The 13433-nt window shown below is 70.8% G+C and carries 14 protein-coding genes; 3 read left to right on the top strand and 11 right to left on the bottom strand.

Features of this window, described 5'->3' with window-relative positions; genetic code table 11:
• Positions 1-74 precede the first annotated feature (74 nt).
• Positions 75-944, top strand: a complete 870-nt coding sequence (locus BIV01_RS10155; RefSeq protein ID WP_071302736.1) for an SDR family oxidoreductase — start codon at positions 75-77, stop codon at positions 942-944.
• Positions 945-1100: 156 nt separating this feature from the next.
• Here the strand turns inward: BIV01_RS10155 and BIV01_RS10150 are convergent, their stop codons facing one another.
• The 5 genes from BIV01_RS10150 to BIV01_RS10130 all read right to left on the bottom strand — a co-directional run bounded on the left by BIV01_RS10150 (position 1101) and on the right by BIV01_RS10130 (position 4447).
• A complete protein-coding gene (locus BIV01_RS10150) occupies positions 1101-1628 on the bottom strand; it encodes a hypothetical protein (protein WP_071302735.1) in 528 nt (175 codons plus the stop codon).
• Between the two features lies 1 nt (position 1629).
• Positions 1630-2274, bottom strand: coding sequence for a signal peptidase I (locus BIV01_RS10145; protein WP_139199293.1), 645 nt, complete (start codon positions 2272-2274; stop codon positions 1630-1632).
• A complete protein-coding gene (locus tag BIV01_RS10140; protein WP_071302733.1) occupies positions 2271-3164 on the bottom strand; it encodes a hypothetical protein in 894 nt (297 codons plus the stop codon). The genes BIV01_RS10145 and BIV01_RS10140 overlap by 4 nt, the downstream gene beginning before the upstream one ends.
• Positions 3161-3757, bottom strand: coding sequence for a TasA family protein (locus BIV01_RS10135; RefSeq protein ID WP_071302732.1), 597 nt, complete (start codon positions 3755-3757; stop codon positions 3161-3163). Before BIV01_RS10135 ends, BIV01_RS10140 begins: the two co-directional genes overlap by 4 nt.
• Positions 3758-3892: 135 nt before the next feature.
• Positions 3893-4447 (bottom strand): alternate-type signal peptide domain-containing protein, encoded by a 555-nt coding sequence (locus BIV01_RS10130; protein WP_070419449.1) that lies wholly within the window; start codon positions 4445-4447, stop codon positions 3893-3895.
• Between the two features lie 345 nt (positions 4448-4792).
• On the opposite strand from BIV01_RS10130, the gene pnuC reads away from it, so the two are divergent.
• The gene (pnuC, locus tag BIV01_RS10125) at positions 4793-5458 is read left to right on the top strand and encodes a nicotinamide riboside transporter PnuC (RefSeq protein ID WP_071302731.1); all 666 of its coding nucleotides are present in this window, start codon (positions 4793-4795) and stop codon (positions 5456-5458) included.
• 56 nt (positions 5459-5514) lie between these two features.
• Entirely contained in the window at positions 5515-6147 is a 633-nt protein-coding gene (locus tag BIV01_RS10120) for a TetR/AcrR family transcriptional regulator (RefSeq protein ID WP_070418224.1), read from the top strand.
• A 13-nt stretch (positions 6148-6160) separates the two neighbouring features.
• Here BIV01_RS10120 and BIV01_RS10115 read toward each other — a convergent pair whose 3' ends face one another.
• From BIV01_RS10115 to BIV01_RS10090, 6 genes are all read right to left on the bottom strand, one after another.
• Positions 6161-7381 carry an ABC transporter permease gene (locus BIV01_RS10115; RefSeq protein WP_071302730.1) on the bottom strand — a complete coding sequence of 407 codons (1221 nt, stop codon included), beginning with the start codon at positions 7379-7381 and terminating at the stop codon, positions 6161-6163.
• Positions 7378-8325, bottom strand: coding sequence for an ABC transporter ATP-binding protein (locus tag BIV01_RS10110; RefSeq protein ID WP_071302729.1), 948 nt, complete (start codon positions 8323-8325; stop codon positions 7378-7380). Before BIV01_RS10110 ends, BIV01_RS10115 begins: the two co-directional genes overlap by 4 nt.
• A gap of 127 nt (positions 8326-8452) precedes the next feature.
• The gene (locus BIV01_RS10105) at positions 8453-10123 is read right to left on the bottom strand and encodes a glycoside hydrolase family 13 protein (protein ID WP_071302728.1); all 1671 of its coding nucleotides are present in this window, start codon (positions 10121-10123) and stop codon (positions 8453-8455) included.
• A gap of 35 nt (positions 10124-10158) precedes the next feature.
• Positions 10159-11064: a carbohydrate ABC transporter permease gene (locus BIV01_RS10100; RefSeq protein WP_070418228.1), complete on the bottom strand. Its 906-nt coding sequence runs from the start codon at positions 11062-11064 to the stop codon at positions 10159-10161.
• Positions 11064-12032, bottom strand: a complete 969-nt coding sequence (locus tag BIV01_RS10095) for a carbohydrate ABC transporter permease (RefSeq protein WP_071295602.1) — start codon at positions 12030-12032, stop codon at positions 11064-11066. Before BIV01_RS10095 ends, BIV01_RS10100 begins: the two co-directional genes overlap by 1 nt.
• A gap of 10 nt (positions 12033-12042) precedes the next feature.
• On the bottom strand, positions 12043-13341 hold the full coding sequence (locus BIV01_RS10090) for an ABC transporter substrate-binding protein (protein ID WP_071302888.1): 1299 nt from the start codon (positions 13339-13341) through the stop codon (positions 12043-12045).
• Between the last annotated feature and the right edge of the window lie 92 nt (positions 13342-13433).

The raw sequence follows: 13433 nt of genomic DNA, 5'->3' as shown, positions 1-13433 counted from the left end.
GGCGGACATGCAGAGCCGCTGAACCCGCTTCCGACTCCCTCCAGTGCCCCGTCGGGGCCGTCGAAAGGTTCAGCATGCCCGCATCCACCCTGCCCCTCGCCGGCAAGACCGCTCTCGTCACCGGTGTCTCACGACGCCGTGGCATCGGGTTCGCCGTCGCGTCGAAGCTCGCCGACCTCGGCGCGAGCATCGTCGTGCACCACCACCGCCCGCACGACCTCGACCTGCCGTGGGGCGGGGACGACCTCGACGCCGTCCGCGACGGACTGCGCGCACACCTCACCGAGGGCGCCCGGTTCGCGGACGTCCCCGGCGACCTGTCCGATCCCTCCGTGATCCCGGAGCTGATCGACACCGCGACGGCACTCACCGGCCGCCTCGACGTCCTCGTGTGCAACCACGCCAAGAGCGGGGACGACGGCAGCATCCTCGACATGACGCCGGAGCGGCTCACCGCATTCTGGGAGGTCAACACCCGCGCGACGGTGCTGCTGACCGCCGAGTTCGCCCGGCGCCGCGCGCCGCGGACGGACGAGCCACGACGGCCGGGGGACCGGATCGTGGGGACCGGCCCGTACGCCGAGGCGCAGGGGCACGTGTTCTGGATGACCTCCGGACAGATCCACGGGGCGATGATCGGCGAGGTCGCGTACGCCGCGAGCAAGGCCGCGCTCGCCGGGGCGACCGCCACGGTCGCCAAGGAGCTGCTCGAGCTCGGCATCGTGCTCAACACCGTCAACCCCGGGCCGGTGAACACGGGCTACATGGACCCGGAGACCACGGACCGGTCGCTCGAGGGCCTCGACGAGTACCTGGCGAGCACGCCGTTCGGTCGCGTCGGGACGCCGCAGGACCCGGCCGAGCTCATCGGGTGGCTCGCGACGTCCTCGGGCAGTTGGGTCGTCGGGCAGGTCCTCACGTCGGACGGCGGCTTCAGTCTGTGACGCGGCCACGGTCCTGACCCGGCCACGGTCCTGACGTGGCCACGGTCGGACGGGAGGCGCGGTGCGGGCCGGCACCGCGCCTCCGTCCGACGGCGGGTCCTGTCCACCGCGACGGCGCGGGCGGACGCGTGGTGACGCCGCGTGGTCGTGCTGTGGTCAGTCGGTCGCGCCGCGTGGGGGATCGACCAGCAGCCCGACGCGGTCCGCCAGGTACGCCTCGAGCGGGACGGCAGCACCCGCGGCGGGTGACCAGCGGACGAACGGGCCGCCGTCGTCGACGAAGAGCACGCCGTCCGAGCCGACGAGCGACCCGTCGACCGGGATCGGCGTCGCGCCGTGGTTCACGGTGTCCCCGGGCTCGAAGTGCCCCTTCTGCGCGGCTGCCCGGTAGGCCCGACGGACCTCGGCGGAGACGGACACGAACTGCGACCGCCCGGGTTCGGTGACACGCGTGATCCGTCCGGTCGCCCAGACCCGGCCGTCGGTCTCGGGGGAGGACCCGAGCAGCAGCGCGCCGACCCGCCACACCCGGCCGAGCGATCGGATGGTGGGCTCGCGCCGGATGCCGAGCACGGCCTTCGGCTCGACGTACTCGCCGAGGGCCTCGTCCGGGACGTCGGCGTCGCGGAGCCGTCGCGCCGCGTCGTCGAGCAGCGCCCTCGCCCGTTCCACGCCGTCCGTCACGTCACCCGAGCGTAGCCCGGTGGGCGCCGCGACCGCGTGGTCCCCGTCCGTCGGCGTCGCCCGCGGCGCGTCGGCGACGCACGGCCGACACGGTGCCGATCGTGACCATCACCGCGCCGTACGCCAGCAGGACCCCGGCGATCGCGGGCACGAGCCACGAGCGCGACCCGTTGACGAGCTGGTTCACCAGGCCGATGTCCGGCAGGCTGTACCAGACGACGCCGCGCACCTGGGCAGCCGTCACCGGCGCGGGATCGGCGAGCGCGTTGTTGTCGCCCTTGAGCGTGAACGTCCGGGACCCGTCCGACGACGACGCGACCGAGACCACCCGGTGGCTGATGACCGCCGGCTGCCCGGAGGTGATCTGGTAGGTCACGACGTCGCCGATGCGGATGTCCTCGACGGGCGTCGGCCGGACGACGAGGAGCGTGCCCGGCGGCAGCGTCGGGTCCATCGACTGCGTGAGCACGGTGAGCGGCGTGGACCCGGTCGCCTTCGGCACGACGATGAGCACGACGGCGAGCCCGGCGACGATGACGAGCAGCCCGGTGCTCAGCCCGAGCGCGAGGGCGTGGACGACCGCACGCCAGCCGGTGCGCGGCGGGCGCCGGCCGCGCCGGGCTGCGCCGTCGGTGGCCGCGCTCATGCGCCGCACCGGACGGCCGCCCCGTCGTTCTGGGTGAAGAGGGTGATCTGCCCGGTCCCGACCACGGTGCTCGTGGGGTTGCCCGCGCTGTCGAGGATCTTCACGGTGATCAGCACCGGGCCGCTCGCGGCGACGCTCGCGGGGATCTGGCTCGGCGCGATGGTGAAGCGGCCGTAGTAGTCCTGCTGCTTCGGGGCGACCATCGTGGACGCGTCGCGCCCGGCGTAGGCGCCGTACCAGGTGTCCTTCGGACGGGACGAGGTGGCCCAGGCGACCTCGACGTAGTTGCCGCTGTGGTCCGTGCACGTGAGGGCGGGCGTGGCGGCGGAGGTGTTGAGGTAGAAACCGCCGGACACGACGCCCGAGCTCCACGTGCCGGCCGTCACCGTGAGGTTCACGTTCACGTTCGCGGTGCTCGACGCCGGCGCGGACGAGGACGGCGTGCTGCGGGTGCACCAGACGGCGCTCGCCCCGGCGGCGAGCTTCGTGGTCAGGCTCGGCAGCGACGCCCAGGTGCCGGAGACGGAGCCGGTGCCGACCGAGGTCGACGCCGTGCAGGCCGCGGTCCCGGTCACGGGCCACGCGACGACGCTCACGGCCTGTGCGAGGGCGGTCGAGCTGCCGGACACGACGGAGACGGTGGTCGTGGCGGTGCCGGCGAGCGACCCCGCGTTGGTCAGGGTGAGCGGCTTCGTCGTGCTCGTCACGCTCGAGGAGAACGTGGTCGTCATGTCGCTCGTGCCGGTCAGGGACGCCCCGGTCTTCCCGATGGTCACGCTCGACGCGGTCGTCCCGGTCGCGCTCCAGAGCGCCCACGCGGCGGACGACCCGCCGACGACGAACGCCAGCGCGAGCAGCCCGGCGAGCACGGTGCGGAGTCGGCGGCTCATGCGCTGACCTGCGTCCCGGTCACGGTCAGGGTGAAGTCGGTGACGGCCCCGGCGACGGTCTGCGGTGCGTCGGCGTCGAGGTCCATCTCGACGCACCCGACCGCGCTCGCGCCGGCCGCGAGGGTGAACGAGCCGCTGCCGGTGTCGAAGGCAGCGAGCCGTCCGCTCGCGCCGGACAGCCCGGTGCGGCAGTCGGCGGTGCTGCCGACCACCGCGAGGCGCAGGGTCAGTTCACCGAGCACCGCAGTCGGGGTCGCGTTCGTGGCGTAGGCGACGTTCGTCGAGGTGGTGGCGACCCGCATGGTGAGCGGGATCGAGCCGGTGTTGCGGACCGTGAACGTGCCGGTGACACCGCCACCCGGACCGAGGACGGACGTGTTCATCGCGGAGAGCGGGCCGGTGGTGATGGTGGCGGTCGCGGACCGCACCGTCGAGGCCGAGGTGCTGGCGGTGCCGTTCCAGAGCGCGTAGGTGCCGCCCGTGCCGAGCAGCGCCGTCACGACCGCGACGACCAGGGCGAGGGCAGTGGGCCAGATCCACCGGTGACGACGCGGCGCCGCGTGGCGTCCGCTCGTCCTCGGTGTGCTGGTCATGTCCGTCCCCTGGTCGTCGTGGTGGTGTGCACCGCCGTCCGGCGGTGCGGGTGGGCCAGGAGGCGCGTGGTCGCGATCGGCGGATCAGGGACCCATCGAGACCACGGGCTCCACGGCCCGGGTTGCTTCCGCGGGTCAGGAACCGATCGCGGTCTGGGTCAGCGTGAACGCGAGCGCGCCGACGTTGAGCGTGCCGCCCTGGCCCGTGGTGGCCGACGACGGCAGGGTGATCGTGAACACGACCTTGACGGTCGAGGTCGCGGCCGAGGGGGAGACCACGAAGGTGTTCGCGTTCGCGGTCGACTGCACGACCGAGGCGCTCGACGAGGTCACCGCGAGGGTCTTCGTCGTCGCGGCGAGCAGGGCGCTGTCACCGGTGATGCTCTGGCTCGCGTAGGTCAGGTTCGCCTTGAGGTCCTGGCCGGTGGCACCGATCGTCAGGGTCTGCGTGAACTGGTACGAGTTGCCCGGCACCATGAGGGCGCTCGCCGGGTTGATCGTCGCGGAGCGGCCGTTGGTGATGTCCGTCCAGACGCCGTCGTTGTTCGCGCTGAGGGTCAGCGATCCCGAGCTCACCGAGGAGGCCGCGGTGCTGGCGCTGGCGTTCCACAGGGCGAAGGTGCCCGCGCCGCCGAGGAGGAGGGCGACACCGGCGGCGCCGGCGATGGCACCGGTCACGATCTTGTGCATGAGGGGTCCGTTCTGCGCGTTCGGGCGCGCTGCGACCATCGGCAGTGCCGACGGGACGATGTCATCGACCCGTGGTTCGTGCGGGTCGCGGCTGACCTGTGCCGGAGAGCTGTCGCCGGGCTCCGCGACGTGACACGTCTCGGGCGGGCTGGACTCGCTCTGGTGTCGACGCTACCGGTCCCCCAAAGTGCGGACAAGTGGGAACATGCGTCTGAATGGACCCAGTACAGGGGTCATTTTCGTCCCCGAGAGTGCCGACACGGTTTGTACCCCGATCAGTCTCGGTCGCGCAAGGAATGCCGACCGCCCCCGTACCGTTGCACCGTCCGGAAACGAGGAGGGCCCATGGGCATCGTGCGGTGGCTGTTCGACGCGCAGCTCGTCATCGGCGACCAGACCGTGCTCTGGCGCGAGGTGATCGGCAACGTGTTCGGTCTGCTCAGCGCCCTCGGTGGGATGCGCCGCAAGGTGTGGGCCTGGCCGGTCGGCATCGTCGGCAACGCCCTGCTCTTCACGGTCTTCATGGGGGCGCTCTTCGACACCCCCAACCCGGTGAACCTGCTCGGTCAGGCCGGACGCCAGGTGATGTTCATCATCGTGAGCGTCTACGGCTGGTACCGCTGGACGCACCGTCCCGACGACGCGACGACCGTGGTCGAGCCGCGCTGGGTCTCCTGGAAGGCCCGTGGACTGATGGTCCTCGTCATGGTGGGCGGCACCGCCGTCCTGACCCCGGTGTTCCGCGCCCTCGGCTCGTACGAGCCGGTGTGGAGCGACGCCTGGATCTTCGTCGGCTCGCTGCTCGCCACCTACGGCATGGCCAAGGGCTGGGTGGAGTTCTGGCTGATCTGGGTCGCGGTCGACCTCGTCGGGGTGCCGCTGCTGTTCTCGGCCGGGTACTACGCCTCCGGGCTCATGTACGTGTTCTACGGCGTCTTCACCCTGACCGGGTTCTTCGTCTGGATGCGCCAGCGCACGAAGCCCTCGGCGGCCCCGGTCACGGTCGGCTGACCGAGGCCCCCGCTCTGGGACGAGACAAACCCTCGGGAACAGTGTGTGATGGTCGGATGGCACACCACCACGACGCGGCCTTCGAGGACGAACAGTCCCTGGCCGAACGGATCGTCCGCGCCGCGATCCGCGCCTACCGACTGCACCCGTTCGACAGCGTCGACGCCGAGGTGGTCGCCGAGGTCGCCGGCATCGAGGTGACCACGGTGGAGCGGCTCTTCCCGACGTGGGACGCGCTGCTGCTCGTGACCTACGACCGGTGGACGCAGCTGCGCGGGACGCGTCGGAGGAACCCGCCGACGTGCACGATCGAGCACGTCCGGATGACCCTCGCCGAGGACGTCGCCGACCCCGGCCTCGTGCGGGTGCTCGCCGGTGCCATCACGATCGCGGCGGCCGACACCGGCTTCGCCGAGCTCTTCCGCAAGCGCTTCGAGGAGTACGCCGAGCAGCTCTCGTCCGGGCTCGAGCGCGACGTCGAGTCCGGGTCCGAGCGCCTGGCGATCCCCGCGTACCAGGCCGCGACGCAGCTGCTCGCGGTGTACGAGGGGCTGCAGATCCAGATGCTCGTGCGCCCGCACATCGACGTACTCGTGGAGTTCGACCGTGCCGTCCGCACCCTCCGTCAGGGGTGGCGCGAGCGCGAGGTGCGGGCGTGGGACCTCGACGAGGTCGTCCTCACCAGCTAGCCGGTCGGGCCGGTCAGGCCCGCGACCGACGCCGCCACGACACGATCTGCCGGAGCGTCACCTTCGAGCCGTACTGCGCGACGGAGTGCCGGAACAGGTACTCGGCGAACCACAGCAGCACGGCCGCGACCACGAACACCTCGACGATGCAGACCACCGACTCGGTGACGGTGAGCGACCCGACCGCGTTCCGGACCATCGCGGTGATCGGCGTGAACGTCGGGAAGTACGTGAAGAACGACGCCACCGGCGAGGTCGGCGTCGTCATCACGAAGAACGCCGCGTAGAGCGGGATGATGAGCGAGAAGATCGCCACCGACTGCAGCGCCGAGGCGTCCTTGATCGAGGGCACGGCGGCCCCGACCGCGACGAACAGCGCCGACGCCAGCAGGACCCCGCCGACGAGGAGCAGCGCACCGACCACCATCCGCCAGGGGTCGATGGTCAGCCCGCCGAGTCGTGACGCCACGAGGGGGAGCGCGGCGAGCAGCCCGATCAGCCCCGGGACGACGAACACCCCGACCTGGACGAACCCGACGAGCAGCATCGCGATGACCTTGCCGCGGATGAGGTCGCCGGCCGTGACGGTCGTGAGGATCATCTCGGAGATGCGGTTCTCCTTCTCCTCGACCACCACCGTGACCATGCGGGTGGCGAGCAGGATGACGAGCCCGAAGAACGCGGCGACGTAGAGGAACGGCGGCACGATCGACAACCAGCCCGGCGCCACCCGGCCGTCCGCGTAGGTCGTCAGGTCGGTGTCCGGCGGGTTCCGGAGGAGTTCGACGGACTCCGGGTCGTCGACGGTCGCGGCGACGCTCTGCTCGAGGACCCGCTCCGCCAGCGAGGAGTACCCGCCGTTCCCGAAGAGCCCGCGGTCGGCCGCCTCGACCCGGATCGGTGACGTCGACGGCGACTCGGGGAAGGTGATGAACGCGTCGAGGGTCCCGGAGCGCACCGCGGCCCGGTCGGCGGCGGGGTCGGTCGACGGCGACCCGCCCCACTTCGCGGCGACGCTCTCGGACACCAGGCCGGAGTCGTCCACGTACCGGAAGGGCGTCTTCGTCGCGGACGAGCTGGACACCACCGAGTCGGTCCCGGCGGACTGCCCGACCCCGACGAGGAGCGACACCACCATGATGACGACCGGCAGCGCCAGCGTGCCGATCCAGAACGCGGGCTTCTTCACCGCACGCACGAACTCGAACCGGATGACGGTCCCGAGGCGGCTCACGCGGCGGCTCCGGCCCGTGCGGTGTCGGCAGCCGCGTCGGCTCCGGCGTCGTGGCCGTACACCTGGACGAAGATCTCGTCGAGCGGGATGCGCCGCATCTCGAACCCGGTGACGTGCACGCCGGCCGAGACGAGCGACGCGAGGATGTCCGACCCGTCGGCCGCGGCCGCGGGCATCGGCACGAGGTAGGCGACGTGCCCCTCGTGCCGGGCGAGGCGGTACAGCGGCGACGGCGGCACCGGCCCGTCGAGGCCGACCCGGGCGACCGCGCCGCCGAAGGCGTCCTGCACGTCGGGGATGGTGCCGTACGCGGCCGCGGTGCCGTCCTTCAGGAGCAGGATGCGGTCGCAGAGCCGCTCGACCTCGTCCATGTGGTGGGTGACGAGGACGACCGTGGCACCGTCGGCCTTCCGCTCGTCGACGAGGTCCAGCAGCAGCCGACGGTTGACCGGGTCGAGGCCCTTCGTCGGCTCGTCGAGGATGAGCAGCCGGGGCCGGTCCATGATCGTGATGCCGAGCTGGACCTTCTGCTGCTGCCCGCCGGAGAGCTTGTCCACCCGGAGCTTCGCCCGGTCCGCCAGGCCGACGCGGGCGAGGTAGTCCATGCTCCACGCCGTCGCCTCGGGCCCGCGCAGGCCGCGGAGCCGCCCGAAGTACGTCATCACGTCGATGACCGACTCCTTGCGGTACAGGCCGCGTTCCTCGGGCAGGTAGCCGATCCCGCCGGTGGCCGGTCGGTAGGGCTGCCCGTCGATCGTGAGGGTGCCGGCGGTCGGGGTGGTGATACCGAGCAGCGCACGGATGGTCGTGGTCTTGCCCGAGCCGTTGCTGCCGAGCAGGCCGAAGGTCTCACCGGGGGCGATGTCGAACGAGAGCCCGTCGACCACGTTCCGGTCCCCGAACCGCATCACGAAGTCCTGCACGCTGATGGTCGCCCCGGTCATGCCGCGACCCTACCGGCAGCGCCTGACGGCGCTCGGGCGTGACCGCCTGACGGACTGGAGGCGCGGTGCCTGCCCGCACCGCGCCTCCCGTCAGTCACCTGGTCGCGTCCACGACGCGCACCTTCCGTCAGGAACGCAACCAGGCCGTCCCCACACCCGACAGTGCGCCGTCTGCCACCGGCGCGGAGGCGAGCAGCAGCTCGCCTGCGGGGAGGTCGTACGGCTCGTCGCCGAACACCGTCACGCTCGTCCAGCCGTTCGGCCGACGGAACGCGAGCACGTCGTCGCGGCCGGTCTCGAGCCACTCGAGGTGTTCCTCGGACTGCAGCTGGCCGCGCAGGCCGAGCGCCTTCCGGTACAGGTTCAGCGTCGAGTCGGGGTCGGCGTCCTCGGCCTCGACCGACACATCGGCGAACCACGCCGGCTGCGGCAGGTGCGCACCGCCGTCGCCGAACCCGAAGCTCCTGCCGTTCCGGGTCCAGGGGAGCGGCACGCGGCAGCCGTCACGGCCGACGTCGACGCCCGGGTTCCGGAAGAACGCCGGGTCCTGGCGGTCGGCTTCGGGGATGTCGCCGACCTCCTGCAGGCCGAGCTCCTCGCCCTGGTAGAGGTAGGCCGAGCCGGGCAGCGCGAGTTCGAGCATCGTCGCCGCGGTGGCACGGCGGAGCCCGAGCGAGCGGTCGAGCACGTCCTGCGAGCCGCCGGCGAGCAGCCACGCGCTGCCCTGCTTCTCCTCGGCGCCGTTGCGTGCCGGCAGGGCGTAGCGGGTGGCGTGCCGGACGACGTCGTGGTTCGAGAAGACCCACGTGGTCGACGAGCCGGACTCCTCTGCGAGCGCGAGGTTGAACTCGATGATGCTCCGGAACTGCCCGGCGTCGAAGTCGGCCTCGAGCAGGTCGAAGTTGAACGCCTGCCCGAGCCCCTCGGCGCTGGCGTACCGGGCGCGGCGGTCGGCGGCGACCCACGCCTCGGCGACGGCCGTGCGTGCGGGCGTGTACTCGTCGAAGACCTTCCGCCACTCGGCGTAGATCTCGTGGACGTCGTCGCGGTCCCAGAGGATGTGCGAGCCGTCCTTCGGCGACGCGAGGACCTCGGCCCACGTCGGGAGCGGGCCCGACGGCAGGTCCTTCGCCAGGCCGTGCGCGACGTCGATGCGGAACCCGTCCACACCGCGGTCGGACCAGAAGCGGAGGGTGTGCAGGAAGTCGTCGCGGACCTCGCGGTTCGCCCAGTTGAGGTCGGGCTGTTCCTTGGCGAAGTTGTGCAGGTACCACTGGCCGTCGCCGACCGCGGTCCAGGCCGGGCCGCCGAAGATCGACACCCAGTCGGCAGGGGCGCCCTCGCCGGACGGCCCGGTGCCGTCGCGGAACACGTAGCGGTCGCGTGCCGGGCTGCCCTTCGGGGACGCCAGCGCCTCGCGGAACCACTCGTGCCGGTCGCTCGTGTGGTTCGGGACGACGTCGACGATCACGCGGATCCCGGCACCGTGCAGCGCCGCGACCATCTCGTCGAAGTCCTCGAGCGTGCCGAGGCGCGGGTCGACGTCACGGTAGTCGTCCACGTCGTAGCCGCCGTCGGCGAGGGCGGACGGGTAGAACGGGCTGAGCCAGACGGCCTCGATCCCGAGGGACGCCAGGTACGGCACCTTCGCGGTGACACCGGGCAGGTCGCCGATGCCGTCGCCGTTCGCGTCGGCGAAGGACCGCGGGTAGATCTGGTAGACGCTGGCCTGGCGCCACCAGGTGCTGCTCCCGTCCTCGGTCGCGGGTGCGGCGGCGGTCTCGACGACGTCGGTCATGGTGGGGGTCCTCTCGGTTGCGGAGTCGGTGGTCGTCACTTGATCGCGCCCTGCGTGACCCCGGCCATCACCCAGCGCTGCGTGAACAGGTAGACGATGATCGCCGGCGCCATCGCCATCAGGTACGAGGCGAACGACACGTTGTAGTTGTTGCTGAACTGCGTCTGGAACATCTGCTGCAGCACCGGCAGGGTCTGCAGCGCCGGGTTCGAGGTGATCAGCGACGGCATCACGAAGTCGTTCCAGGACGCGAGGAACGCGAAGATGCCGACGGTGGCGCTCATCGGTGCCAGCAGCGGGAACACGAGTCGCCAGAACACCTGCCCCGTGCTCGCACCGTCGATGCGGGCACTCTCCTCCAGTTCGGCCGGGATCGACCGCAGGAACGCGGTGAAGAGCAGCACGCTGAACGACAGCTGGAACATGACGTGCAGGATCGCGACGCCGAACGGGTTGTCGAGGTGCGCCAGGCCGGTGAGCTTCACCTGCGACAGGGCGAGCACCGGGAACGGCAGGAACATCGCGGCGAGCAGGTAGAAGAACGACCAGCGGAAGAGCCGGCGGTCCCAGTTCCGGGCGATCGCGTACGCCGTGAACGAGGCGAGCAGGATCGTGCCGACGACGGTGATCGCGGCGACGAGCACCGAGACGCCGAACGCGCGCGGGAAGTCCGTCAGCTGCCAGGCCTGCACGAAGCCATCGACGCTGAACGGTGCCGGGAGGGAGAACGCGTTGCCGTCGACCGCCTGGCTCGTCGTCTTGAACGCCATCGTGATCGTCACGTACAGCGGGACGAGGACGGACAGGGTGCAGAGGACGAGGACGACCGTGACCGGCCAGTTGAAGCGCTCGCCACGACGGCCGGCGTTCCGGTCGGCGTCGACGGAGCGGATGGTGCCGGTCGCGGTGGTCCCCGGCTGGAGGGGTGCCTGGATGGTCATCAGAGCGCTGCCTTCCCGCGGGTCGCCCGCAGCTGGATCACGGCGATGACGACCGCGATGACGAAGAAGATCGTGGCGTTCGCCATCTGGTAGGCGTAGTCGCCGCCGTTGAAGCCCTTGAAGATCGACATCGCCACGCTGGTGGTCGAGGTGCCGGGGCCGCCGTCGGTGAGGCCGACGATGATGTCGTACGAGTTCAGGAAGTTCTTGAACCCGATCACGAGGTTGATGAGGATGTAGCCCGCCGTGAGCGGTGCCGTGATCGACACGAGCTGCCGCCAGGCGCTCGCGCCGTCGAGCGCCGACGCCTCGTACACCTCGGCCGGGATCGAGAGCACGCCGGCGATGTAGATGAGCAGTGTCGACGGGATCGCCTGCCACGCGGTCACGACCACGATCGCGATCCACGCCAGGTCCGGGTTCGCGAGGATGCTCTGCTCGAGCGGCGCGAAGCCGAGCGTGGTCGCGAGCGCCGGCAGGCTGTTCGCGAACAGGAACGAGAACACGTAGGCGATGACGATGCCCGAGATCACCATCGGCAGCACGAACACGGCGCGGAGGGTGATCTTGCCGCGGACCTTCGAGGTCAGGGCGATGGCGAGCAGGAACGCGACCGCGTTCACGACGAGGACCGTGACGAGCGAGAACCCGATCGTGAACAGGTACGCCTGCAGGATCGCCGGGTCGCTGAACACGGCGACGTAGTTCGTCAGGCCGATGAACCGGAAGTCACCGAAGCCGACGGAGTCGGTGAAGCTCAACACGATGCCCATCACGGCGGGGAGCGTGATCGCCAGGGTGAAGAGCAGGAGGGTGGGGATCAGGAAGACCAGGAAGAGCGGGTCGGTCCGGCTGCGCTTCGTGCGCAGTCCGGCTCCGCCCCGTCGTCCGGACTGGAGGCGCGGTGCGGCTCCGCCCCGTCGGCGGCTGCCCGCCGTCGTGACGGATTCTGTGGTCGTGGTGGCCAAGGTCGTCTCCTTACGCGGCCGTACGGAGCGCGAGACGCGCCCAGTCGCCGTCGAGGGTGCGGAGTTGGGGAGCGGGGGCACCGCCGAAGGCGATGGACTGCAGGTAGTTCGCCACCGGGATCTCGGCGGGGATGAGCTGCGAGGCGCCCAAGAAGAAGTTCGCCTGGTCGTAGGAGTCCTGCATGCCGCGGAGCGCGGGGTTCGATGCGGGTGGCGAGTCCTTCCGGACGCCGAAACCGTTGTTGTCGGCGTTGTACTTGTCGTTCACGGCGGGGCTCATCAGGAACGACAGGAACTCGCGCGCCGCCTCCTTCTTGCGGGACGCCTCCGGGATCCAGAGGCCGAGGTCGACGTTCACGCGCACCTTGTTGTCGGCGGCGTCGTCGGTCGCCGGGAACGGGAACGTGCCGAGGTCGATGTCCTTGTTCGACTTCGCGATCTCACCGAGCGCCCACGGCCCCTGCAGGTACATCGCGGCCTTCCCCTGCGCGAACGCGAGGTTGCCGTCACCGTACCCGCGGCTCGCCGCGCCCTTCTGGTGCCACTGCAGGAGGTCCACCATGCGGTCGACGGGGGCGGCGAAGTCCTTCTCGAACGAGACGCTCGAGCTCGTGCCCACCTTGGTGCCCTCGCGGTCGAGTGCCGCGAAGGTCCGCTGCAGGTCGAGCATCCCGCCCACCGAGTAGTCGAACATGCCCTGGGCGATCGTCCAGTTGTCCTTGTAGGTGCCGTACATCGGCGTGATGCCGGCCTTGGTGAGTCGTTCGCAGACGTCTCGGAACTCGCTCCACGTGGTGGGCACGTCGATGCCCTGGTCGGCGAAGATCTGCTTGTTGTAGATCACCGACGCCGCGGTCACCGAGTACGGCAGCACGCTCGTCCGACCCGGGTAGTCCGCGGTCTGCTTCATGAGCGGCCACAGGTCGGGGTTGATCGTGTCCTTCTCCGGCAGGTCCGACAGGTCGGAGAGGGCGCCGTGCTCGACGAACGAGACCATCGCGTAGTTGTAGTTCAGGCAGCCGAGGTCCGGCGGTCGGTTCCGGACGAAGTTGGCGGACATGTTGGACGTCGAGTCGCGGATGACGCGGATCCTCGACTGGCTGTCGTGGAACTTCGCGATGACCTCGTCGAAGTAGCCGATGACCTCGGGCTTCGACACGTAGAACGTGATCGTCTCGGGGCGGCTGCTCGAGGAACCGAGCGGGGCACACCCGGCGAGGGCCAGGCCCGCTCCGATGCCGCCCGCCCCGAGCAGGAACCCGCGGCGGCTGAGCGCGGCGGCGTTCCTGGTGGTGGCGTGTGTCTGCACGTCGTCTCCGTCCGTCCGGACCCGGCGTCCCTGCCGTTCCGGTTCGCGGTCCGGCTCCACTGCCGCCCGCAGAACTAAATCTAGCGACAAAA

Origin of the sequence: Curtobacterium sp. MCBA15_013 (assembly GCF_001865095.1) — a bacterium.
Lineage (GTDB): Bacteria > Actinomycetota > Actinomycetes > Actinomycetales > Microbacteriaceae > Curtobacterium.
This window is presented reverse-complemented; position numbering and strand designations above follow the sequence as displayed.

Bases quoted from the DNA above. Each gene is read 5' to 3' on its own strand.
- BIV01_RS10100 (WP_070418228.1), bottom strand. From the start codon at position 11,064: ATGACCATCCAGGCACCCCTCCAGCCGGGGACCACCGCGACCGGCACC.
- BIV01_RS10140 (WP_071302733.1), bottom strand. From the start codon at position 3,164: ATGAGCCGCCGACTCCGCACCGTGCTCGCCGGGCTGCTCGCGCTGGCG.
- BIV01_RS10105 (WP_071302728.1), bottom strand. From the start codon at position 10,123: ATGACCGACGTCGTCGAGACCGCCGCCGCACCCGCGACCGAGGACGGG.
- BIV01_RS10120 (WP_070418224.1), top strand. From the start codon at position 5,515: ATGGCACACCACCACGACGCGGCCTTCGAGGACGAACAGTCCCTGGCC.
- BIV01_RS10135 (WP_071302732.1), bottom strand. From the start codon at position 3,757: ATGACCAGCACACCGAGGACGAGCGGACGCCACGCGGCGCCGCGTCGT.
- BIV01_RS10145 (WP_139199293.1), bottom strand. From the start codon at position 2,274: ATGAGCGCGGCCACCGACGGCGCAGCCCGGCGCGGCCGGCGCCCGCCG.
- BIV01_RS10155 (WP_071302736.1), top strand. From the start codon at position 75: ATGCCCGCATCCACCCTGCCCCTCGCCGGCAAGACCGCTCTCGTCACC.
- pnuC (WP_071302731.1), top strand. From the start codon at position 4,793: ATGGGCATCGTGCGGTGGCTGTTCGACGCGCAGCTCGTCATCGGCGAC.
- BIV01_RS10110 (WP_071302729.1), bottom strand. From the start codon at position 8,325: ATGACCGGGGCGACCATCAGCGTGCAGGACTTCGTGATGCGGTTCGGG.
- BIV01_RS10130 (WP_070419449.1), bottom strand. From the start codon at position 4,447: ATGCACAAGATCGTGACCGGTGCCATCGCCGGCGCCGCCGGTGTCGCC.